Here is a 21,668-nt window from a genome sequence, read left to right as displayed (position 1 = left end):
CGGGCAATAGATCGTTGAGCAACAGCAGACGCTTGATTTCCGGTATTCCTCTTCGCCCTCACGGCGAAAAGCCGAATCGGTCGCGTTCTGATCGATTACTGCGCTGGATGCCCCAGTGTTCAGCAGGCGTCTTTCAAGTTCATAGGACGGAGGTTTGCACCGCATTGGTTCGGTAAGCTGCGAATCTGTATTGCTTCATACCTACTGCCCTCTTGGCCGGTAATTATCCTGCATGGCTTGAAGCATTTCGATCATCCGGGTTCGCAGTGAAGCAGGTTCAAGGACAATCACGTTCTCCCCCATCGCCAACAGCCACCAGAACAGGCGGTCATCGTCGCTCACCGTCGCCGTGACAATGCAATCCTTCTCGCCGTCGGCTTGGATATCCATGTCATCCGACAAGGGCTGGTCGATCAGGTGCTGACTGGTATAGCGTCCCATCTGCAGCTTCAGCGCAATCGGTTCACCTTGTATGTAGCGAAAGGCTCCACTGGCTAGGTAATTTCTTAAGCAGAAATCGCGGGGATAACTGAATGGTTCATCCAGTTCCTGCGCTGAAATGAAGCGGTCAATCCGAAGATGACGGTTGTCGTCATAGCCGTCGTAGCGCGCCACCAGATAATAGATGTTATCCACCTCGGCGATGCCCAGTGGCATCAGACGCTTGGCATCCTGCACCTGCTGATCTCGCTTCTTATAGCACGCCAACAACCAGTGTTCATTTAGCAGGGCGCTGATAATTGTTTGCATCAACTCCGGCTCGATGACCGGAGGCGGCAACAAGCCCGGTGCAGACTGCACCTTGTCGAACCAGGATCGTTCTTGCTGCAAATCCGGTCTGGCCAATGTGCTTTCAGCCTGCTGCATGGCCGGCTGCAGGGCTTGGAACAGGCTTGCTGGCAGGAGATGATTCAAGCGCTGATTGACCAGCCCATGCAGGAACGCCTCATGACGACTCATCGGCTGGTAGCTTCTGCCTCCACGCGCACGCCACCAGCGTTTGTGGCCGCTGGCCTCTTCGCACACCACCCTCTGCAACGCCAGCAGCGCTTCCAGATCGCGCTTAATTGTCTTGTAACTGACCTGCGGATCCAATGTCTTTGCCCATGCTTCGAGACTGGCAGAGTTATGGCCGGGAACTCCATTGTTCTCAACAGGCAAAAAATCCAGCAGCGCCTGGCGCCGCTCTGAAATATCGGTCGTCGTATTTTTCGGCAAGTTCTGCCCTCCTTCCTGGACGTTACCCGGGGCATCCGTCCACCAAACATCATGCTATTTCAGCCAGACACTTAATGTCCAAAGTCACTGCGATACTGGCTATTAAACCGGAGAGGAAGCCGAGTTAATGTTGATCCATATATTACACACCAATAAGATGTGATGTAATTATTTGACGGGAAATTATCAAGAGCAGGGTAATGTAACTCATGATTTTTGATATCTCATTCTGCCAGAACAAAGGCAGCTCCAGCCAGCAACAGGATGCCCTGCTCATCCACCATGAAGTATTCCTGCAGGCAACACTGCCCGTGGCGCAATGCCGGAATCATGGTGAGGATCTGGTGCTGGCAGTGGCAGATGGCATCGCCTCCAGTCCGCAAGCCCAACTGGTCAGCCGACTGGTTCTGGAACAACTAGCCGGTGCAATTGCCGCTGGCGAAACTCCAGACGGGAAACTGGTTCGCCAATTGCAAATTGCACTCGCCTACCGTTATGGCCGCGACAAAACATTTGGCACCAGCACCACCATCGCCATGCAGGCCAGCACAGATGACCGTGCATACGTCTACAACGCGGGCGATATCCGCATTTATCACATCGTCGCAGCAGGCGTCTGGCAGCAGTTAAGCCATGACCATACTTTTCTGAACACACTGATTGCCAACGGCGAAGCCCGGGTGGGCGAAGAATATGCCTCCATCTACTACATCCTGGAGAGCGCCCTGGTCGCCGATCCTGAAGTCCCGGACTTCCAGCTGCATTAGCGCGATATCACCACGCATGCAGATGACAGTTTTCTGCTGTGCAGCGACGGTGTACACGACATATGGGCCGACGATGTATTGCAAGAACTTTTCAACCCGGAACTCGCCCTGTCCGAACAAGTGACCTGCTGGAGCAATGAAGTATTGCGGCGCGGTGCGCCGGATAACCTGAGCATCATTCTGGCCACGATCCAGTCATCGAGTGCTGACCACTAATTTGACAGAGCATCCCATGCCATCGCTATCCAAATCAAAAATCATGGCTTACCGCCAATGCCCGAAGCGAGTCTGGATTGAGGTTCACCACCCAGAATTGCAAAATGAATCGGACAAAAGTCAGGCCAGCTTAGCCTGTGGCTACCTGGTGGGTGGCTTGGCTCGCCAGCATTATGACCCACAGACCAAGGGGGTTCATATTGATCATATTGCAGACGGATTCAGCGAAAAACTGGTGCAAACCTCGAATAGCTTGACGTCTGAGCAGCCCCTTTTTGAAGCGGCATTGGAAGCCGAAAATGTGATGATTTTCAGTGATCTCTTATTGCCGGCACAGCAAGGCAATGCAGGTGGCTGGGATATGTTTGAACTGAAATCCACCACACATGTGAAGGATTATCACCGCGACGAAATTGCCATCCAGGCCTATATAGCCAGACAGGCCGGCCTGCCACTAAACAAGACGGTAGTAGCACACCTGGACAAGGAATGGATATATCCCGGCAATGGGGATTACCACGGGCTGCTCGTTGAACACGACCTGACCGACGAAACCATTGCGCGTGCTGGAGAAGTAGCCAGCTGGATCAAGGCAGCCAAGGAGACAGTTTCTCAAGAAAATGAACCACAGATGAAGACGGGTAGCCAATGTGAAACGCCCTACAAATGCGGTTTTTCAGACTACTGCTTTCGCAATCAGCAGAAGGCAATCCACCCGATTCATTGGCTACCACGCCCCAGTCCCTCACTATCCAGCTATTTGGAGCAACACGGCATTACAGAACTACGGGATGTTCCGGATGATCTGCTGAACAAGCAGCAAAAACGGGTGAAGTACGCCACCTTGTCGGGAACGGTATTTTTCGATCAGCAGGCCACCGCCAGAGCCCTATCCGGCTTTCAGCTTCCGGCCTATTTTCTGGACTTTGAAACCATCTCTTTTGCCGTACCGATCTGGGCAGGTACTCGCCCCTATCAAAAAACTCCCTTCCAGTTCAGCGTGCACCGGATGCTGGGTGCCGGGCATATCGAGCACAGCGAGTTTCTGGATATCTCCGGCAACGACCCGGCCGAAAAACTAGTACGTTCGCTGCTTGCAGCATGCGGCAAGGAAGGCCCGATTTTTGTTTACTACCAGGCGTTCGAAAAAGGCCGTATCAACGAGCTTGCCGAACGTTTTCCCGAGTTTTCTGAGCCATTACTTGCTCTGAATGAGCGGATTGTGGATCTGCTGCCCATCGCCCGTGAACACTATTACCACCCCAACCAGCATGGAAGCTGGAGCATCAAGGCCGTGCTGCCTGCGCTGTGCCCGGAGCTCAGCTACGACGATCTGCATGGCGTTCAGGATGGCAGCATGGCCATGGACGCCTATCTGGAAGCCATTGCAAGCGAAACCAGCCCGGAACAAAAACAGCAAATCGAGCAGCAGCTACTGACATATTGCAAGCTCGATACCTATGCCATGGTTCGGCTGTGGAGTGAATTTAGTAATTCGAAACTAAATCTAAGCAATAAAAACTAATTTTCAAATAGGAAACAGCAGCATGGACGAAATGATAAAGCAAATTAAGAAAGACCTTGTTGATGCATATAACGATCTAAGAATAAATAGCGAAATGGCTATGCAAGCCATAATTTTTCAATCATTGGAAAAATTTATTAATAGCAAGAAAGTAAGCAAAGGCATAAGGATATTTGTCGAGCCAAGCATGCTGGGGTTTAAACCTGACACGGTAATAGTCAATATAAAGACAAAAAAATACTTGCGGTGCTTGAATACAAATGCATGCCGCACTACTGGCTTAGCAAAAGCAAATTGGAAAACGACATAGAAAAACTTGCCCATATTTCCTCTCACGACGGAGCAATAGATATTGACTACTTTGGGCCAAATAGATCTTTTGACAAAAAGACTGGCATATTCCCTCACGAAAAATTCACTACCACCGAAGAAACAATCTTCATATTCGCTGTCATCTCGATTGGAAACGAAATCACAAACAGCGATGTACATGCAAGGACCATATACCAAAACGCAACAAACAACACCAGACCTGAAAACTTTCACTTCCTAAACATAACAACAGATGAAGGTACAGCCAACATAGTGCAAACAAACATGTAACGTCAAAGAATTAGGAGTAAATGACATGCCTGCCATTATCAAGCACATCGACAAAATTTCCAGAGAAAAACAGCGTGGTGTCCTGTTTGTCATTTTCCATAAAATCTTAACACCTTCTGACACAAGTGAAAGAAAGATACCTTTCGAGGATGTAGACTGGCGCGAATTGCCTATTCGCGCCGAAATCATCAAATGGCTGGATGAGCAAGGCTTTGCTTGGGAGCGCTGCGGAGAATTTGCGTCTGAAAACGTCATGTGCAGTTATCGCGGGCAAATCTACATCGACATTCCTTTTGATCGGAGCAACCCGGATTACCTCAAGATTGAAGCGTATCTGGAAAATCCCGATGGCAGCATGCGCTATCCGGATGCCACGTTTTGCTACCTGCCTTTAGACAGGGCAATGCAGAATGCCTACCATGATGAGCCAGGCTTCTGGGAAAAATGGGCTGAAAAATTCTGAGGTTCAATACCGTCTCAGCCGCATCATTTCGGGATTGGTGCGGCTTCGCTGCGAATGAACTCAACAATCCCCGCTAGTATTTCCATTTTTAACGCGGCAAATGTTGCAATAGCTCACGGTGGACTAGGATTGCGACTTGGAGGGGGGCGATCCCTACTCGTCATAGTCGCGAATACCAGTGGGCTGATACTGCAATATTCCGCCAGAACCAGCTTTGCAACAGCCATGTCGATATTGATTTCATGCATTGAAAGGATATTAAATAATCTGCCGAGAACGCAGTTCGGATTCAAGTCGCCGAACTTTATTATCGAAAAATAACTTAATTGAAAACCTATTTGTCGCACACTTACTTTCAAATTAGCGCGGAATAACCATGGGTTTTGTTGCACAAATCCGCACGCATCCTGCTTTAACTAGCCCCTTTGCCGTTACGCCGCTGTCCCGCATGAGTAAGCCAGCCTCTCCCAAGTACGGCACAACCAACTGAAACACCTACAATCAAGCCTTATGCCAGCGAGGATTGCTGATGATTTGGCTGGATAAAACATGGCATGGTTTGCCGCTCCGACCGGCAAACGGGGTCGTGCCGAGCGGTTCACTGATGCCGCCGTCCAGTTCTGCCTGATGATCAAAAACCTCTTCAATCTGGCTCTGCGGCAGACTACCGGAATGGTTGGCAGTCAACTCAAGCTGGCAGGCCTGAACTGGCCTGTGCCCGACTACAGCACCTTGTCGCGTCGACAGAAACCCTGCTGGTCAAGATTCCTTATCGCAGTAAAGCATCTGGCCTGCATCTGCTGGTCGAGAGCACCGGCATCAAGATGCTGGGTGAAGGCGAGTGGAAAACCAAGAAGCATGGTGCCGAATATCGCCGGCAGTGGCGCAAGGTCCATCTCGGTATTGATGCAGAAACACTGAAAATTCGTGCCATCGAAGTCACCTCAAACAGTGTGGGTGATGCGCCGATGCTGCCGGAACTGCTGGCCCAGATTCCTACGGATCAGCCACTGGCGTTTGTGAGCGGTGATGGCGCTTATGACACCAAAGGCTGCTACTCCGCGATTGTTGCTCGCAATGCCGAGGCAATCATCCCTCTCCGGAAAAATGGCAAGCCTTGGAAAGAAAACACCGCCGGTGCACAGGCCCGAAATGAAGCCTTGCGAGCGACGAAGCGGTTAGGTCGGACGATCTGGAAAAAGTGGAGCGGCTACCACCGCCGTAGTTTGGTGGAAACCCAAATGCGGTGCCTGAAGCGGCTTGGTGAGCGGGTAATGTCGCGGAACTTTGACCGCCAGGTCGCTGAACTGCAAATTCGTGCGGCGCTGCTAAACCGCTTCACCCAACTTGGTACGCCAGAAACGGTGCGCGTGGGATAGGTGCGTCTGTGGGTTGGGGTTACTCAACCTCCAACGGATTTATGCAACAAAGCCTCTTGGGACCGCCCCTCTTGGGCTAAAATCGCTTAGCTAACTGTCCAAGTTAAGAAATTGTCTTGCACATTCTTTTAGTGTTTGGTCATGCAAATCCAGCACCGGTCTGATCGAACCCGCTACGTCCCGCTGGTAGCCACCAGCCAGATTCCAGGCCACAGGCAGCGCAAAACGCTTGCAGTATTCGAACACGATCCGGTCCCGCCGCAACATCTGTTCGCTGCTCAAAAAGCCGCCTAGCGGGTCATTGAGGTGGGGGTCGGCACCTGCCTGATACAGCAACAGATTACAGCCCGCGAACGAGGTCATGACCTGTGGCAGATCAGCCAGGAATTGTTCTGCATGTTCGGGCAAGGTAGTCCAGTGCTGGCCCATACTGACATGCTGAATCCAGTGTTTAAGACCTAGCCGGTTGATAATGTCCTGGCTCCCGTCCCCGTAATGCACATCGCAATCCAGTATGGCAATCGTGCTGATCAAACCGAGCTTTTTGAGTGCTAGCGCTGTCACCAGCAGGCCATTGAACGTGCAGTAACCGAAGGCTGCGTTATGACTGGCATGATGAAAGCCGGATACGGGCGCGATTGCCACCTGCCGGTTGCAAATGGCTTCACGTGCAGCAGCTAGCATGGCCCCAACCGTATAGCGACAGGTTTCTGCGAGTGCAGGGTCTTTGCTGCGAAACCCGTTGGCAATCGACCCCGCGAAAATGCCTTCAACATATTCGGTCGCATGCGCCATCTCCAGCAACGCATTGGTGACTGGCTCGACATCGTGGAGCTCTAATGGGATGTCGAGTTTCTGCCAGGAGGCCAGCACCGCGCGGGGCTTGCCGGCGCTGGGTGAAAAGCTGGCGACTTGGCCAATCATCCGTTCGGAATAGAACACCGGTAGGGCTGAGAGTGGTGCTGTTTGCCGCATCATGACAGTCCTCCATTCGCGAGGAGGTATCCCCAGCGAGCACCATCGGCATCGGCTTCCAGTAGCACTTGCTGGTATTGCCGGACGGCATCCATGAGAAAGCCAAAGTGTTCCTTGCTCCGTCCATCCAGATCGTTCTGCAGGGCTTGCGCATCGGCATGCAGGCCACAGGCCAGCAGATACTGCTGATACCCCGCCACATTCATGCCGGTCGGTACCATGACATGCCTGGCAGGGGCAGGCAGCGAATCGTCGCTCAGCAAGGCCGGCAGTCCTTGCTGGCCAGCTTCGTCTGCAGGCAGCAGTGTGACCACCCCCAACGCTCCCTGCAGGGACTGCCAGTCCCGCAGCAGCATCAGGGCAATGGTGTTTTCCGGGGCCAGGGGGGCTTCAAGCAACGCGAGTACGGGCTCCGGATCAAAGGCGATATGGGTGCCACTGGGCAGTAAGGGCATGATCTGCTCCTGAGCCGTGCTGCGGCTGGGTGATGAGTCATGCCGCCATCTTGCACCTGGTGGTGGCTCACCAAATGCACTGGCTGGCGAGCTGAATGGCTCAACCGTCGTGAGCCACTATCGCCAGCCCAACGCCTCCGCGATGGCCTGCACGCCGGCCAGTGCACCACTTTCCAGGCTGACGGCGCCCGTGGGGTCGTTGGCTTCGGTTGGGGTAATGCTGATCAGGGGGCAACTAGACATGGTCCCGACTGAGCAGGTGTTCTCCGGCGCAGCGGACAGTGGCAATCATAGTGCCGCTCCCCAGTTCGATGATGGCAAGGCGCTGCGGGTTTTCCTGCCGCCTTCCATGGCCTGCTGCAGTTCTGTATCTGGCACATCAAGCGCGGGCTCCGGGCTCCGCGAGACCGCTTCGACGTAATCCAGCGCAAATGAGCGGTTTGCACCTCGCATCCAGAAAGCTTAACAGGCTGAGCTAGAGAGTGTGCAGGGACGGCTTAAGAAACTGCGCACAGGCTAAATGTCCGCCAGGTTTGCACAAACATGTCAGAAAAGTGAGATGCACCTGTGGTGCAGTGGTTCGGTTATTCCTTTGGCTAGCCAGCTTTGACTTTGTGAGTTTAGGCCTTGCTCGTAGGCCCAGTAGGCCACTTGGCGGCTAGCATTGCTATCCACTACAAACCCGAGTTCCGAAAGATGCTCGCCGATTTCATTTCCATGCAGTTCAAGTCGTCTCAGCCATTTTTCCAAATGCGGAAGACCGGCAAGTAGCTCGCGTTTGTCATTATTGCAGCCTCGATGGGCGAGTACGAAATTGTGTGCCAGATCCCGCGGGTATCGAGACCATGCAATAAAGTGATCTACTTCTGCTTGTTCACTGATTCGCTCTTGGCAATAAAAGCAGCGATTACCCTGAAGTGGGGCCAATATTTTCGCTACCTCGCGCAGAGGGGAGCGCTCTGCACCGAACATGAAGACTTCCAGGTCATCATGCTTGCCAATAATCGGATGGTTCAAGCGGTTATTTCGAACATGTGTGACCCAGCCAGACTTCGCTAGCTGCTGAACCAGTCCTTGATACCGTCGCAAATTGAAGACCACGCCGGGCTTCAGGCGAATGCTTCTTGGTGAGGATGGATAATCATAGAGAAACGGCTGCTGCACGCCTCCAAGCACTTGCAGGTGTTGCATAGGCATATCGCGAACGGTACGTGCGATATTCTTCAGACAGGAAGGCCAATCCTGATGGGTTTTTGCTAGCGCTAATTGACCTCCACATGCAGCATAAATTTTTTGCAGCGGTGCAGTGATCGCAGCCCGTTTGCCTTGGTTCTGATGAAGGAGTTCAGCAGCTGCTGCTTGATCTCCTTGATAGGGGGCCATTTGGCGCCAGTAAAGCTCCGCAAATTTCTCGGCGACTGTGGCCATGGATAGCTCAAGAGCCTCGCCGGAATCGTCGCCTCGCTCGATGGCGAGCTCCGCAAGAGCAAGAATCAACGCGAATTTGTACGTGGCGCTAAATTCGCCCTCGCTAAACAGGCGCTGTATCTGTTGCAGAAATGAGATCTGCTCTTCTGCGCTTGGAAGGCTCATTGTGGTGACCAGTAATTGGCTTTCTCCGGGATGACCCATCTTACTCCGCCTCGCGGATCAGCCAAGTCACCCGAGTATCGAGGAATGAGGTGAATGTGTAAGTGCGCTACTGTCTGGCCTGCAGCGGGGCCGTCATTAATACCGATGTTGTAGCCATCAGGTTTGAACTCTTCTTGGAGAGCTTGCTTAGTCTCATCTAGCAGCAGAATCAAGGCCTCCCGCTCAGATGAAGTCAGCTCGAAGAAAGAGCTAACATGCCGGTGCGGAATGATCAGTGAGTGTCCGGGGGAAACAGGAAAGCCATCGAGGATCGCTTTGCCGAACATGTTGGTTCGTAATACGCGATCTGATGGCAGGCTACAAAAGGGACAAGTGCTATTCATTGTTTAGTTTAGTACTCAGTTGGTTGTTCGATGTACGCTCGTTGAGCGTACGCACTACCAGCCCAGCGTCTCCGCGATGGCCTGCACGCCGACCAGCGCACCACTTTCCAGGCTGACGGTACCCGCGGGGCCGTCGGCTTCGGTCGGGTTGATGCGGATCAGGGTGGTTAACTCGACATTGTCCCGACTGAGCAGGCGCTCTCCGGCGCGGCGTACCGTGGCAATGGTGGTGCCGGCCCCCAGTTCGATGATGGCCAGGCGCTTTGGTTTATCCAGCCAGCGGTTCAGCCGTTGCCGCTGCTCATCGCTGCGCTGTCCCAGCCACTCCCAGTCACCGAACATCAGGATGTTCGGCCGCATCAGGGCGCCACACTGCGGACATCTCGGCAGTTTGCCCAGCCAGCGACAATGTTCCGCGTCGATCTGCGGCTCCAGCCAGTCAGCTGACTCGATCCGGGTCGAACAGGCATCCAGACATTGCAGATGATGAATTGAGCCGTGGCACTCGCTGATGCGCTGCGCCGCAAAACCGGCTTTCTGGAACTGGCCATCCACATTGCTGGTGAAGACCGCGGCACCATGCAGCAGGCGCTCTCCCCAGCGGTGCAGCACGTGGAAGCCCTCGTGTGGTTCGGTTTCGCGGTATAGCTTGAGCCGGTGGCCATAGAATCCCCAGGCCAGCTCCGGGTCAGTACGGAAGGTCTGCGGACAGGCAACATCCATGAAACTGAGCTGGGCGCGTCCGAGTGCCGGGTAGGCCTCCCAGAATCCTTGGCCGCCACGAAAATCCGGTAGGCCAGAATCCACCCCCATGCCCGCGCCAGCGGTGATCAGCAAGCCATCGGCATGGCGAATCCGGTCTGCGGCCTTGCGGGCGGCTGCATGCAGCGGGCTGAGATTCAGTGCAGGTGTGTCAGCAGGGGCTGGCTTGGCCAGCTCTGCCGCGTAATGCCCGAGCGCGGCCTGCAGCTGTGCCACCACCGCCTGACGCAGTGTGGGGGGATCGAGTACTTCGACATCGGCACCATGCCTGAGGATGTCCATCACCAGTTCCCGCTCCCCGCGATACGGCAGTTGCAGCAGATAATGCTCGGCGTCCAGCCATTCGCCGCTCTGGTCGGCATGCCAGGTTTCGCGGCTGACGTAATGGGCTGCCTTGCCGCTGAAGCACAGGCGAGCCCACTGTCGCTCATTGCCACTGAAAATCCCGTAACCACCTTCCAGTGCCTGCTGCAGTTCAGCATCCGGCACATCCAGCGCGACCTCCTGGCTCAGCGCGACCGTCTCAACGCTATCCAGCGCAAACGAGCGGATGGCATTGCGCAGATGGCACCACGCTTCCAGATACCAGGCATTGCGATAATGGGTCAGCCGCTGCGGTGAAACGATGCGGGCCGTCGCCTGCTCGGCTCCGGGGGAGCGATACTGCAGACTGAGCCGCTGTCGTTGCATCACGGCATGCGCGATCGCCTCGAAGTGTGCCGGCGCAACCGGGCGATGCAGCGAGGGCAGCAGGCGAATACGCCGCTGCACCGCATCCGGATCCAGTCCTTCCTGGGCCAGCAGTGTGCGCAGGCGTGCTTGAAACGGTCCCACGTGACCAGAAAGCAATCCCGGCTCCAGCTGGGAGAGCACATGCTGCATCGACAGCAGTGCTGTGGCTTCCTTCGCGGAGAACCAGAGCCCCGGCATTTCGAACTGCCCGGCCTGTCGGTCCGATTCGAAGCGGTAGCCCCCGGCCTCGCGATCCCAGATGATCGGCGCCTGCAGGCGATCGCGCAGGTACTCAATATCGCGCTTGAACGTGGCCCGGGAAATCTCCAGCTCATCCAGAAACACGCCAATCGGTACCACGCGGCGCTCATGCAACAGCTGATTGATGCGGAAAAATCGTTCGGACTGGCTCATGATGGCATCTCAGCAAGTCGTGCAACTGACGGTTGACGGAATTAGTCAAGACTGATTGTTCGATGTAGTAAATGGAGATTAGCGGAATAGCAAGCGAGTCCCTTCATCAACACAGCCTGCAAACGACCGTCCATTAAGCAAAGCCAGTAAGAGCTCAGGGATGGCAATAACACCAGCTTCCGTGACCGTATATTGTTCAGCACTACCAATAAGTGAGCGCTGCATCAGCCGGTATTGGTGTGTTCCGATGGATTTGCGGTTAGCTTCCAGTTCTTTGAGCAGTTTGTTCCAGGCTTGCAGCTTGTAAATGGCTAGGCTGCGATCCGGCAAGAGCACAAGAACTAGTTCCTCCCCCTGCCGTGCCCACCCCATAGGTAGGTTCACATGGTTCATATCTCTTGCCTGGCAATAGGTATCACATGGAGCTCATGCAGCAGATGATTGCTGCGAAAAAGCACTGGGACTGGTTCATATGGACAGTCTGAATTTTTTTAGCGAATTCTAGCGCTAAACTGGCTCATTGCATAAGCTCAGAATCAGTTAGTGAAGGCTCATCATATGAGCTACTGGCTGTTTCATACTGCCTTCATCCTGTGACCTGCTGCATAAGGAAACAACCGTGACGTATCCGCTCCCTCCGATTGAGATACTGGATAGTGGTGCAACGCGCCGCTGCGTCGCGTTGCTGGGCGACTCCATCTTCGACAATGCTAGCTACGTCCCCGGTCAGCCCGCGGTGATCCAGCAACTGCAAGCCAGCCTGCCCGAGCCGTGGCAGGGACTGCTGCTGGCTGTTGACGGAGCCGTGACCCGCGATGTGCAGGTGCAACTCCAGCATCTGCCCGAGGAAGTCAGCCATGTGGTCATCAGCAGTGGTGGCAATGATGCCCTGCAATGCCTGTACCTGCTTGGCGACCGGGTGAATACCATTGGTGAAGCCTTGACTCAGCTGCAACGGCATATCCGCCAACCGTTCCGCCGGACCTATCGGGATATGCTGCTGCAGGCAAAGTACACCGGACGCCCGGTTACGGTCTGCACCATCTACAACAAGATCCCTGATCTGGGGCTGGCTGAGCAGGCCGCGCTCGCGCTCTTTAACGAGATCATCCTCGAAGAAGCCGCCAGCCTGCACATCCCGGTGCTCGACTTGCGGGTGATCTGCGACGAAGCAGACGACTACTCCGATGTATCGACCATCGAGCCTTCTGCCCGGGGTGGGCAGAAGATTGTAGATGCCATTGTGACCAGCTTATTCAACGAACCTGATCATCACCAGCACTCGTTTGCCTGAGGCAATCCAACCTGCAAGAGGACGTCAAATCATGGCCAAACTGCCCAGCGGAAGAAACGTGGCGATCACTCCCGATCTGTTGTTCGAGCATCTGGAAACGAGCAATTTCATGACCTGGATGAGCCTGCAGCTTGAACCGATGTCGCCCGAGCAAATGGCCGGGTATTTCGATGTCATCGAGTTCCGCACACCACTGGTCGATCCTCCCAAGACGGCCGAAGAAGCAGGGCCAAGAACCTACAGTGGCTTTGGCGTGGCAGAGGTGATGACAGAAAAGTGCACCTGGAGCCAGGAGGATAAAACGGCATTCATGCAGTGGTTGAGCGGCAAACCAACCCAGGACTGGATTCTGGAACAGTATGGCGAATTTGAGAAAATCCTCGCCCAGGGGCCGGGCCAGGTGCATCACTCGGTGCTGAACCAGCTTGGTGCCAAAGATCCTGCAGATCTGGGACGCAAGATACTGGATTCCTGACGGAGCGCAGGCTAATAAAACTAACGATCACAGGATCGCCCGATGAACCATGATGAGGCCTTTGGCCCGGAGGAAACCTGGAGCATGCTGTTTGTGATCTGGTTCCAGTCCCATTTTGGCATCAGCAAAAGCACCCTTGAGCGTATCCGAGCTATCGAATGGCGCCGGCATGCGCAAAACAGGACCCCTTAAGCTGTGTACAGCAATTGCTGGGAAACAAGCTGAAACTCCCTCGTAAAGCTGGCGAAGCGGGACTGGCAGATGACACGGATGGCTGTGAACTTTGAATAGTACAACTTTATTCCATTTCATGTCAGGCAATACAATCTCTGTGTAACCTTGGTGGTTGCTATGGTATTCGATGCGTTAGGGAGATGGGTATGACGGGTTTGCACATCACATTCGGGCTCAATCTAGACGGTCAACGTACCGAAAAAGCGCGCAATGTTCTGGGTCATGCTGCGGTTGGGCCAATGGGGTTGTTGCAGATCCTGGAGGATCAGTTGGGATTAACGGCCATATTCCCTGCTCATGCCGAACGCGTTATTCAGTATCGGGATTGCTTGCGTCGTTGTGATCGTGCTGATCGCTTTTTCCATCAGAGTTTTGCCACGGATCCGTTGGGTACAGCAGCCACCTTGCTTGAATGGCGTGATCAGTGGTCCCTGCATGGCTGGAATGGACAAGTTGCCGCAGATGCTCCGTTGCGACTGGTAGATATGGCGGATGTGGAGGTGCTGGCTGCTTTTTCGGTAAGTCCCAATGTGGGGCAGCGTTTGCGCCGAGTGTGCGAACAACTGAAAGTACGACAAGCCAGAATTGATAGTCTTCGCTGTATCGACCCTCTGGCGACATTGCCCCTGACATGGCAGAACATGTTTGCCAAACTGCCCGTTAAAGTGGAGCAGGATCTTCAGGGGGCCGGACACGGCTTTCTGGGCGAACTGCAGCAGCAGCTCAAACTGGCTAAATCCGGTCTTAAGGGCAATGTGCTCAAGTGGCGGGATGATGGTTCGGTACTTGTAGTGCAGTCAGAGACGGAATGCATTGCCGCATCCTGGTTGTCGGTACATTTGCCCGATGAAGCGGATACGTTGCTGGTTGCAGGCGAAGCAGGGGCCGTCCTCGATGGTTGTCTCGCTAGCGCAAATCAGGCTCGATTGGGCTTGAAAGCTAGCAGTGCATGTCGTCCTGCTTTGCAGGTATTGCCTATGGCGCTGGCATTGCTCTGGGACCCACTTGATTATGGTGCGCTGCTGCAATTTCTTACCCATCCCATCTGTCCGATCCGGTCAATGGCTCGCCGCAAGCTTGCTGAGAAAATTGCGGATGCGCCGGGTGTGGGGGGGGAGCGCTGGCAAAATGTTCTGAATGAGATCGCCGAATACTATGGTCCAGAACAAGCGGAAGCCGTACGCGCCCAGATTGCAACCTGGGTTGAACATCGACGTTTTCCTCTGGAGGAGGGGGTTCCTGTCGAGGTGGTTATGGAACGGGTCAGGAACTTGCAGCGGTTTTTCCGGCATCGTCTCGGTGATGAGGATGTTGCTGCACAGCTGGCTTTTCAGGCGGGTTATGCCCAATGCTCGGCGTTCTGTGAGGCTCTGGATGAGTTGCTGAGACAGGGGGAATTTTCTCTGCGGCAGCGGCAATTGCAAAAACTGGTCATGCAGGTAGTTGGCGCGGGCGCTCTCAATCCGCTCGGTGATGCTGAAGCGGGCGCTTGTCTGGTGACTCGTTATCCAGGAGCCGTCATTGAACAATCACGACGCGTAATCTGGTGGCAGATGGGGATGCCGGTTTTGCCGAGCAATTTGCCTTGGTCTACCCGAGAAATTCAGTCGCTGGCTCATGCGGGATGCCAATTGCCTGCTGTGAGTGATCAGTTGGATCAAGCTGCCGTGCAGTGGATGCGGCCTGTGATGGCAGCGATGGAGCAGCTTGTACTTGTTTTGCCTTCGCCGGGTAGTGAGGTGCATCCACTCTGGCAGATGATCTGCTCGCTGGTGGAAGAACCTGTGATTCAGCCGCTTGAGCGCCTTATCGAACAAGGCGGGCAGGGCATGGTTCCTCTGAAGAACATCCGCTTGCCGTCAAGAAAACGCTGGTGGACTTTGCCGGAGGACGTGTCGGTCGAATTGCGACCGAAGGAATCTTTCTCGAGCCTCGAGCCGATGCTGTTCAACCCCTATCAATGGCTGCTGAAATACCCCGCAGCACTGCGCGCTTCGCGCAGCATTACACTAGGGCATCCCTTTAGGATGCTTGGTAATCTCGCTCATGCACTGGTTGAGCGTTACTACCTGCGCACCGATGCACTGCAGATGGATGATGCCCATTTCGCACAGTGGTTCGATGAAGAATTCAAGACTCTGATTTTGCATGAGGGGGCAGTATTGCTCGCACCGGGAAAACGGGCCGAGCTCGAAATGTTCCGCCGACGACTGGAACACGCCATGCTGTCCCTGCGAAAACTCGTCGAGTCATCAGGTATTGTAGATGTAATCCCCGAACAGCCCTTGTCCGGAACCTTCCCTGGTGGCGAGCTGGCAGGCTATGCCGATCTGGTGATGACCAATCAGCAAGGTGCTCGGGTAGTGGTCGACATGAAGTGGGCTGGGGCCATGAAGTACCGGGAAAAATTGAAAGGGAACCAGCATCTGCAGTTGGCGATGTATGCCGAATTGCTGCGCCAGGACACCAAGGCTGCGCCATCCGTTGCGTATTTCATCCTTGATAGGGCCCTTTGCCTGGCTGCGGATGATCATGTCCTGCAAGGCGCCGACGTGGTTAATTCCGCAGATGGTGAGGACACCGCCCAACTTTGGCGACGGTTTATCAACACCTGGCGCTGGCGTGCCAAGCAGATTCAGGAAGGTTTATTTGAGGTGGCCATGGATGGAACCGAGCCGGATGAAGACTCGACGCCTCCCGACAATAGCCTGGCAATGGAATATCTGAACGAGGCCTACAACGACTACCGCACCCTGGCCGGATGGAGCAACTGACATGAGTATGAATGCCAAGATCACCTTTATCAGTGCCGGTGCCGGGAGTGGCAAGACTCACCGGCTTACTCAATTGCTGCATGAAGAGTTGCAGAGCGGTGGCGTGCGGGCATCCGGAGTGATTGCAACGACGTTTACTAAGAAGGCAGCGGCCGAATTGCGGGAGCGGGTGCGCGAGCATCTGCTGAAGCAGGGGAGCTGGGGCCTGTCCAATGCAATTGGACAGGCAAGGATTGGTACCGTGAACAGTGTGTGCGGGAAGCTGATCGAGCGTTTTGCCTTTGAAGCGGGTGAATCGACGGAGTTGCAGGTGCTAGAAGAATCGCAAGCCAGCTTGTTGCTCAGCAGGGCTATTGATGCGGTGCTGGACGAACAAGCGATGCGTGAGCTGCTTGCGTTGTCTCATCGGCTGGGATTGGAGGACGAGTGGAAGGAAGCGTTGCAGACGCTGGTGACGCAACTGCGTACCAATGATATCTCCCTCGGAAGAATCGCAGGTTTTGCCGAACAGAACTGCCAGGCACTACTGAGCCATTTCCCTGCTGTAACCAAACAGGATCTGAGCCAAGCCTTGTTGCAAGCGATCCTTGCTGTACTGCCCGTCATCGAGCTTATGGCCAGTGAGGGTGGAAAGGATGTCACGAAGAAGTATCTGCAACACCTCCACGTGTGCACTAAGGGACTGCAGAGGGGGTGTTTGCCCTGGAGTGACTGGGTCAAGCTCTCCAAAATGAAACCCGAGGCAGCACTTACAGCACAGGTTGAATCGATTACCTTGCTGGCCGAACGCTATGGGGAACACCTTCAGCTACAGCAGGATCTGCGGTCATATCTCAAAACCATGTTCAGGCTGGCTGAGCAAGCTCTGGAAAACTATCGCCAGTATAAGCAGGAGCTGGGGGCACTCGACTTCGCAGATCAGGAGCATTTGTTGCTGAATCTGCTCGATCAGCCCGACGTTGCTACGGTGCTTCGCGATGAACTCGATCTGCTGATGGTGGATGAGTTTCAGGATACCAGTCCCATTCAGCTTGCCTTGTTTCTCAAGCTGGCTTCCTTTGCGAAAAAGGTTTATTGGGTTGGTGACATTAAGCAGGCAATTTATGGTTTCCGCGGCAGCGACACGGAGTTGATGCTGTCCATTATCAATGCGCTGCCAAAGATGGGGGCGAGCAAGGAGGTGTTGCCATATTCCTGGCGCTCGCGCCCGGAACTGGTCAACATTGTGAATGCCGTGTTTGCCCCCGCATTCGCCAATAGTTTGACGAAAAATGAAGTCGAGCTTAGTCCGCGTCGTGCCGAAACCATGCCAAAGCCGGCATTCGGCAACTGGATTTTGCACGGAAAAAACGTATCGGATGACGTCCGTGCCGTAGCTCGTGGCGTGGTTCAACTTGTTCAATCCGGTTACACCATTTTTGATAAGTCCCAGAAAAAACTGCGATCGGTCCGATATGGCGATGTCGCCATTCTCTCTAGGACCCATGATGGCGTCGTCGCGTTGGCGGCCGCACTGTCTGCACAGGGGATTCCGGTTGCAACTGCCCAGCCTGGCTTGCTCGCAACCCCGGAGGTGACCTTGGCTTTGGCCTGTTTGCGCCGGCTGAATGATCCGACCGATACCATCGCGACAGCCGAAATCGTCGCTATGCATGACGGACTGGAGCCGGAGGTCTGGGTCGCAGATCGTCTTCGCTATCTCAGGAAGTCCAACAAGCCTGATCAATGGATGGAAGTGGCGTGCGAAGATCATCCCGTCCATCCGTTGCTGGCCAAAATTGTGGCTCTGAGGGCTGATTTGCCGGTGATGTCGCCCACTGAAGCACTGGAATCCGTCATGGCCATCTGCCATCTGCCGGAAACGGTGAGCGCCTGGTCTGAGACTGGTGATCGTGCGCGCGTCCGATTGGCCAACCTGCAGGCTTTGAGCGAATTGGCGCGACACTATGAGGAGGTCTGCCAGGTAGGGCAGATGGCTGCATCGATTTCTGGGCTGCTGCTTTGGCTCGGAGAGCAGGCTGACAGTAATCAGGATATGTTGGCAGAACCTGCGGTCGATGCCATCAGGATCATGACGCACCATGCGGCCAAGGGGCTGGAGTGGCCGGTGGTGATCCTCACTGATCTGGCCAAGGATGTGAATAGTCGTCTCTGGGGGATTAGTGCCCAGTCAACCCGTCCTTTCGATGTGCAGCGGCCTCTGGCCGATCGCTTTATCCGCTACTGGCCCTGGCCATTTGGAAAACAAAGGACAGTGGAATTGGCAGAGCGCATAGAAACTACACCCATGGCGGCGGCGTTCCAGGCATCTGCCATCGAGGAATCCAAGCGCTTGCTTTATGTCAGCATGACGCGTGCTCGTGATCTGCTGATCCTGGCACGGCAACGCAGGAAGCTCTCTGGAGAATGGCTCGACACTGTAGCTGCAGACTGGCTGCTGCAGGATGAAGAGAGTGACTCGATTACTCTGCCTTCTGGCGAGCAGATTTCAGCCATGCGCTGGGAGCTTGATGCAGGTAGTCTTGCAACCCAGCAGAAGGAAGATGGGGAAGGCGTGTTGTTCGGCTTTGGCACTGTTTCATCCGCGCGTGACAAGATTCCGCTGAAATTCAATCCCTCGCAGGCCGCCTCTATGTCTGCAACTGCAATGGATACGGTCCAGCTTGGTGAGCCTTTGGTGCTTTCTTCATACGAAGACAAGGATGTGCTGGGTACCGCTATCCATTCGTGCATCTCTTTGTCGTTCACAGATCGTCAGGTGCCCTTGAGTGAAGGCGAAGTGGTTCGAGTGCTTGACGCTTACGGAATGCAAGGCGCAATTTCAGCGAACTTGCTCACTCAACGTATTCAGGAACTGCACCAGTGGATCGCTGGCCGCTGGCTAGCTGTGACAGCTCATGCCGAAATTCCCGTGCAGAGTGTGCTTGCGAATGGGCAGATTTTGAACGGGCGTATCGACTTGCTGCTCGACACGGCGGACGGCTGGATTCTGATTGATCACAAATCCTCGGTGCTGGAGCCGGGGAAATGGTCAACGCTGGCTCCGAAATATGCCGCACAGATGTCGGCCTATGCATCTGCCATTGAGAAAGCTACGGGACGCAAGGTGGCGGAGGCATGGCTTTTCCTGCCGGTTGCGGGTGGTTGTTTGCGGATGTCGGTCGGTGCGACGGCAGAGGAAATCGCTACGACGAGCTTCTAACTAAGAATTCTTTGTGATTGAACGTTGTGCTCGAATCCTATAGTTGAAGCCCATTTTTTAATATGGGTAATTGTGTTGTTAATTGTCGATGCAACTGTTATTGGTAGATGAAATGAATAAATTCGAAAGTTATGGCGTGAATTTTGAAGTGATTCCTGTTGGATATGGGTTTGATAAATTCTCAAAAGATGATGAGAGTTTTATAACTTGCCTTTTGAGAATTCTCGGTTTTATTGCATCTAAAGATGGCGTTGTGAATCTACAAGAGTTTGTTGCGATGCAGCAACTAATTGAAAAGTTCGAATGTTCTTCTTCAGCAAGCATGATTCTTATCTCTGCCGTGTCAACAAGAACAGATCTTTCTTATAAAGATCTCATCGTGAAATTGAAGCGGAGTGCATCCGGAATTGATGGTTTGGTTCTCCGCCAAGCATTCGCATTGTCGACTCCGCTTCTGCAGTGTCAAGGCACTGATAGTAGGCGTTTGGCTATTGAGCTCGCCCAGGCTCTTGGTATTGAACTGTCTTCGGTAGAGCTTGCTGTTTTCCCTGAAGAAACTAAGGCGGGTATTTCGTCTATCGCTACTTCTATAATTAATCGGGTTCGTGGAGATGATTTCACTCTTATTATAGATGAAGCTCAGAGAATAGTCGGTGGTTCATGGGTGCATGAATTATCATTAGAATACAAGAGTGGCAAGATTAAGAAGGAAGACCTGCTTGGTAAAATTCGTGATGAATTAATTGTTTTGAAAGAAGATATAGATAATTATGAGGAGGGGTTCGATAATCTGAAAGGCAGTTTTGTTGTTCCGAATGAAGCTGCTGCAATCTATGAACTTCGTCGGCAGACTGAGATTCGCATCCATATCTTAAGAGAGCGGGTCGGTTTGCTAAAAAAACATTTATCCGAAGAGATAGATGAGGCTATTTGTGATGCTGGTAACTCGTTCGAGCTGGACGTTCTTCGCCGCTTGCGTAATGACTCAGGAAGGAAATCCATCGTTTGGAGTGATGTTGCCCGATCCATGGGGAAGGAAATAGAGCTAAAATTGACTAGAATTGTCAGTAGGTACGAAGAGTCTCTCTCTGTACTCGAGCATGAAATTTCAAATTATCAGGATCAACTGGCAAAAACGCGGTCATTGATCATGGACAGAGTTCATCATCATGCGGTTTCTGCTAAAGCCCCCAGCTTGCGACTGCGAACACGCGTGGCATTTGCCATGAATGATTTGGCATCTGCGACATTAGTGACCGAATTCTTGGTTGGATCCGGGTGGGCTATGGCAATCGGAGGGAAGTTGGTTGCCATCTCAAGTCTGACGGTTTTGACTCCGATGCTTCCATATATTGCAGCTGCAACATTGACATCTATTTTTGTGAAGTATTTATCTTCGATAGGGTCTTATAAAGAAAAAGAAATTGAGGCTAAAAGGAAAGACCTTGAGCAAGAGATGAGGGCACGTCTTAATAGTGCGCGTGATCGTTTTCATGAGCAGATTGACAAGATTGAGAGCGCATTTATTCAGCATGCCAGAAGCAGCTTAATGGGGTTGGTGATAGAGGCTGAGGCAAGTGAGCGTTATATTTCAAGCGCGCAACAAATTGTCAACCATATAATCAATGAGAATAGAAAGAAACTGTTGCTGTTGCAGAGCCGAGTCGAGGGCGTCCTACAGACAATGTAGGAGTCGATTTGAGTCAGTTTCCTGCAGCAATTTCCAGCGCACCCTCGATCCACTGGATCATGCCGCCTTGCGCTATCAGGGATCGCACCCCTATCGAATACCCGCGCATGCAGACCATGCAAAACGCTACTCAACAGGGAATCGGGGAATCGCAGCGCTGGGCTCGTTGCGTACTACCTCTAACAACGATCTTCACCATATATGACCAAGATGTCGTGGATGGTGGTTGATCGGAATGAGCGTTAAACCTGACCGTCAGGATGGGGAAGCATATATAGCGTCGACTGGTGTATATCGAACTTCGGATCAATGCCCATGAACGGTCTATGTGATACGCGAGCGAACAGCTGCTCTCCTTTTCTGCCACCGGGTGGCGCAGTTTGCCGTGAACTGCGCCATTTTTTCGCGCTAGTTTTGGCGCAGTTTCATAAATAGCGCCATAATTGCGCCACATATATCCCGTACGGCGCCACAACGCGATGTCATCTACCTCAGAGTTACTGAACAGTATCCA

At 53.5% G+C, this 21,668-nt stretch carries 20 protein-coding genes and 1 pseudogene; 13 read left to right on the top strand and 8 right to left on the bottom strand.

What is annotated here, in order from left to right; translation table 11 throughout:
* Positions 1–201 precede the first annotated feature (201 nt).
* A complete protein-coding gene (locus H559_RS0112325; protein ID WP_028452944.1) occupies positions 202–1,218 on the bottom strand; it encodes a helix-turn-helix transcriptional regulator in 1,017 nt (338 codons plus the stop codon).
* 209 nt (positions 1,219–1,427) lie between these two features.
* On the opposite strand from H559_RS0112325, the gene H559_RS0112320 reads away from it, so the two are divergent.
* The 7 genes and pseudogenes from H559_RS0112320 (at position 1,428) to H559_RS20225 (ending at position 6,171) form a co-directional block, all read left to right on the top strand.
* On the top strand, positions 1,428–1,985 hold the full coding sequence (locus H559_RS0112320) for a PP2C family protein-serine/threonine phosphatase (protein ID WP_028452943.1): 558 nt from the start codon (positions 1,428–1,430) through the stop codon (positions 1,983–1,985).
* A gap of 78 nt (positions 1,986–2,063) precedes the next feature.
* On the top strand, positions 2,064–2,201 hold the full coding sequence (locus H559_RS22710) for a hypothetical protein (protein WP_155845402.1): 138 nt from the start codon (positions 2,064–2,066) through the stop codon (positions 2,199–2,201).
* Between the two features lie 16 nt (positions 2,202–2,217).
* Positions 2,218–3,726 (top strand): DUF2779 domain-containing protein, encoded by a 1,509-nt coding sequence (locus H559_RS0112315; protein WP_028452942.1) that lies wholly within the window; start codon positions 2,218–2,220, stop codon positions 3,724–3,726.
* A 22-nt stretch (positions 3,727–3,748) separates the two neighbouring features.
* Entirely contained in the window at positions 3,749–4,036 is a 288-nt protein-coding gene (locus H559_RS22705) for a hypothetical protein (RefSeq protein WP_028452941.1), read from the top strand.
* On the top strand, positions 3,991–4,329 hold the full coding sequence (locus H559_RS23040; protein WP_034641157.1) for a hypothetical protein: 339 nt from the start codon (positions 3,991–3,993) through the stop codon (positions 4,327–4,329). The genes H559_RS22705 and H559_RS23040 overlap by 46 nt, the downstream gene beginning before the upstream one ends.
* Before the next feature lie 25 nt (positions 4,330–4,354).
* Complete coding sequence (locus H559_RS0112305; protein WP_028452940.1) at positions 4,355–4,792, top strand: hypothetical protein; 438 nt, start codon at positions 4,355–4,357, stop codon at positions 4,790–4,792.
* Positions 4,793–5,240: 448 nt separating this feature from the next.
* Positions 5,241–6,171 (top strand): annotated as a pseudogene (locus tag H559_RS20225) (IS5 family transposase).
* A 90-nt stretch (positions 6,172–6,261) separates the two neighbouring features.
* Here H559_RS20225 and H559_RS0112295 read toward each other — a convergent pair.
* The 7 genes from H559_RS0112295 to H559_RS0112260 all read right to left on the bottom strand — a co-directional run bounded on the left by H559_RS0112295 (position 6,262) and on the right by H559_RS0112260 (position 11,878).
* Entirely contained in the window at positions 6,262–7,149 is an 888-nt protein-coding gene (locus H559_RS0112295; protein WP_028452939.1) for an arginase family protein, read from the bottom strand.
* Entirely contained in the window at positions 7,146–7,601 is a 456-nt protein-coding gene (locus H559_RS0112290) for a hypothetical protein (RefSeq protein ID WP_028452938.1), read from the bottom strand. The genes H559_RS0112295 and H559_RS0112290 overlap by 4 nt, the downstream gene beginning before the upstream one ends.
* A gap of 117 nt (positions 7,602–7,718) precedes the next feature.
* Entirely contained in the window at positions 7,719–7,844 is a 126-nt protein-coding gene (locus H559_RS23320; protein WP_281171375.1) for a hypothetical protein, read from the bottom strand.
* A gap of 303 nt (positions 7,845–8,147) precedes the next feature.
* The gene (locus H559_RS23035) at positions 8,148–9,233 is read right to left on the bottom strand and encodes an HNH endonuclease (protein ID WP_211230941.1); all 1,086 of its coding nucleotides are present in this window, start codon (positions 9,231–9,233) and stop codon (positions 8,148–8,150) included.
* On the bottom strand, positions 9,191–9,520 hold the full coding sequence (locus H559_RS0112275) for an HIT family protein (protein ID WP_245579372.1): 330 nt from the start codon (positions 9,518–9,520) through the stop codon (positions 9,191–9,193). The genes H559_RS23035 and H559_RS0112275 overlap by 43 nt, the downstream gene beginning before the upstream one ends.
* A gap of 111 nt (positions 9,521–9,631) precedes the next feature.
* Complete coding sequence (locus H559_RS23185; protein ID WP_228098378.1) at positions 9,632–11,485, bottom strand: Sir2 family NAD-dependent protein deacetylase; 1,854 nt, start codon at positions 11,483–11,485, stop codon at positions 9,632–9,634.
* A gap of 78 nt (positions 11,486–11,563) precedes the next feature.
* Positions 11,564–11,878, bottom strand: a complete 315-nt coding sequence (locus tag H559_RS0112260; protein WP_028452936.1) for a hypothetical protein — start codon at positions 11,876–11,878, stop codon at positions 11,564–11,566.
* A 226-nt stretch (positions 11,879–12,104) separates the two neighbouring features.
* Between H559_RS0112260 and H559_RS0112255 the strand changes: the two genes are divergently transcribed.
* The 6 genes from H559_RS0112255 to H559_RS0112230 all read left to right on the top strand — a co-directional run bounded on the left by H559_RS0112255 (position 12,105) and on the right by H559_RS0112230 (position 21,154).
* On the top strand, positions 12,105–12,779 hold the full coding sequence (locus H559_RS0112255) for an SGNH/GDSL hydrolase family protein (protein WP_211230940.1): 675 nt from the start codon (positions 12,105–12,107) through the stop codon (positions 12,777–12,779).
* 31 nt (positions 12,780–12,810) lie between these two features.
* The gene (locus H559_RS0112250; RefSeq protein ID WP_028452934.1) at positions 12,811–13,254 is read left to right on the top strand and encodes a hypothetical protein; all 444 of its coding nucleotides are present in this window, start codon (positions 12,811–12,813) and stop codon (positions 13,252–13,254) included.
* Between the two features lie 42 nt (positions 13,255–13,296).
* Positions 13,297–13,446 carry a hypothetical protein gene (locus tag H559_RS22700; RefSeq protein WP_155845401.1) on the top strand — a complete coding sequence of 50 codons (150 nt, stop codon included), beginning with the start codon at positions 13,297–13,299 and terminating at the stop codon, positions 13,444–13,446.
* Between the two features lie 188 nt (positions 13,447–13,634).
* Positions 13,635–16,262, top strand: coding sequence for a PD-(D/E)XK nuclease family protein (locus tag H559_RS0112240; RefSeq protein WP_028452933.1), 2,628 nt, complete (start codon positions 13,635–13,637; stop codon positions 16,260–16,262).
* A 1-nt stretch (position 16,263) separates the two neighbouring features.
* Positions 16,264–19,464, top strand: a complete 3,201-nt coding sequence (locus H559_RS20210) for a UvrD-helicase domain-containing protein (protein WP_051279409.1) — start codon at positions 16,264–16,266, stop codon at positions 19,462–19,464.
* Between the two features lie 112 nt (positions 19,465–19,576).
* On the top strand, positions 19,577–21,154 hold the full coding sequence (locus H559_RS0112230) for a hypothetical protein (RefSeq protein WP_028452932.1): 1,578 nt from the start codon (positions 19,577–19,579) through the stop codon (positions 21,152–21,154).
* Positions 21,155–21,668 lie beyond the last annotated feature (514 nt).

The sequence above is a fragment of the Chitinilyticum aquatile DSM 21506 genome, assembly GCF_000430805.1.
GTDB lineage: Bacteria > Pseudomonadota > Gammaproteobacteria > Burkholderiales > Chitinibacteraceae > Chitinilyticum > Chitinilyticum aquatile.
The sequence above is the reverse complement of the archived record's forward strand: the minus strand, read 5'-3'. Positions and strand labels throughout refer to the sequence as shown.

Bases quoted from the DNA above. Each gene is read 5' to 3' on its own strand.
- H559_RS22700 (WP_155845401.1), top strand. From the start codon at position 13,297: ATGAACCATGATGAGGCCTTTGGCCCGGAGGAAACCTGGAGCATGCTG.
- H559_RS0112260 (WP_028452936.1), bottom strand. From the start codon at position 11,878: ATGAACCATGTGAACCTACCTATGGGGTGGGCACGGCAGGGGGAGGAA.
- H559_RS23040 (WP_034641157.1), top strand. From the start codon at position 3,991: ATGCCGCACTACTGGCTTAGCAAAAGCAAATTGGAAAACGACATAGAA.
- H559_RS20210 (WP_051279409.1), top strand. From the start codon at position 16,264: ATGAGTATGAATGCCAAGATCACCTTTATCAGTGCCGGTGCCGGGAGT.
- H559_RS0112230 (WP_028452932.1), top strand. From the start codon at position 19,577: ATGAATAAATTCGAAAGTTATGGCGTGAATTTTGAAGTGATTCCTGTT.
- H559_RS0112295 (WP_028452939.1), bottom strand. From the start codon at position 7,149: ATGATGCGGCAAACAGCACCACTCTCAGCCCTACCGGTGTTCTATTCC.
- H559_RS22705 (WP_028452941.1), top strand. From the start codon at position 3,749: ATGGACGAAATGATAAAGCAAATTAAGAAAGACCTTGTTGATGCATAT.
- H559_RS0112240 (WP_028452933.1), top strand. From the start codon at position 13,635: ATGACGGGTTTGCACATCACATTCGGGCTCAATCTAGACGGTCAACGT.
- H559_RS0112275 (WP_245579372.1), bottom strand. From the start codon at position 9,520: ATGTTCGGCAAAGCGATCCTCGATGGCTTTCCTGTTTCCCCCGGACAC.
- H559_RS23185 (WP_228098378.1), bottom strand. From the start codon at position 11,485: ATGAGCCAGTCCGAACGATTTTTCCGCATCAATCAGCTGTTGCATGAG.
- H559_RS0112290 (WP_028452938.1), bottom strand. From the start codon at position 7,601: ATGCCCTTACTGCCCAGTGGCACCCATATCGCCTTTGATCCGGAGCCC.
- H559_RS0112250 (WP_028452934.1), top strand. From the start codon at position 12,811: ATGGCCAAACTGCCCAGCGGAAGAAACGTGGCGATCACTCCCGATCTG.
- H559_RS23035 (WP_211230941.1), bottom strand. From the start codon at position 9,233: ATGGGTCATCCCGGAGAAAGCCAATTACTGGTCACCACAATGAGCCTT.
- H559_RS0112315 (WP_028452942.1), top strand. From the start codon at position 2,218: ATGCCATCGCTATCCAAATCAAAAATCATGGCTTACCGCCAATGCCCG.
- H559_RS0112305 (WP_028452940.1), top strand. From the start codon at position 4,355: ATGCCTGCCATTATCAAGCACATCGACAAAATTTCCAGAGAAAAACAG.
- H559_RS23320 (WP_281171375.1), bottom strand. From the start codon at position 7,844: ATGTCTAGTTGCCCCCTGATCAGCATTACCCCAACCGAAGCCAACGAC.
- H559_RS0112320 (WP_028452943.1), top strand. From the start codon at position 1,428: ATGATTTTTGATATCTCATTCTGCCAGAACAAAGGCAGCTCCAGCCAG.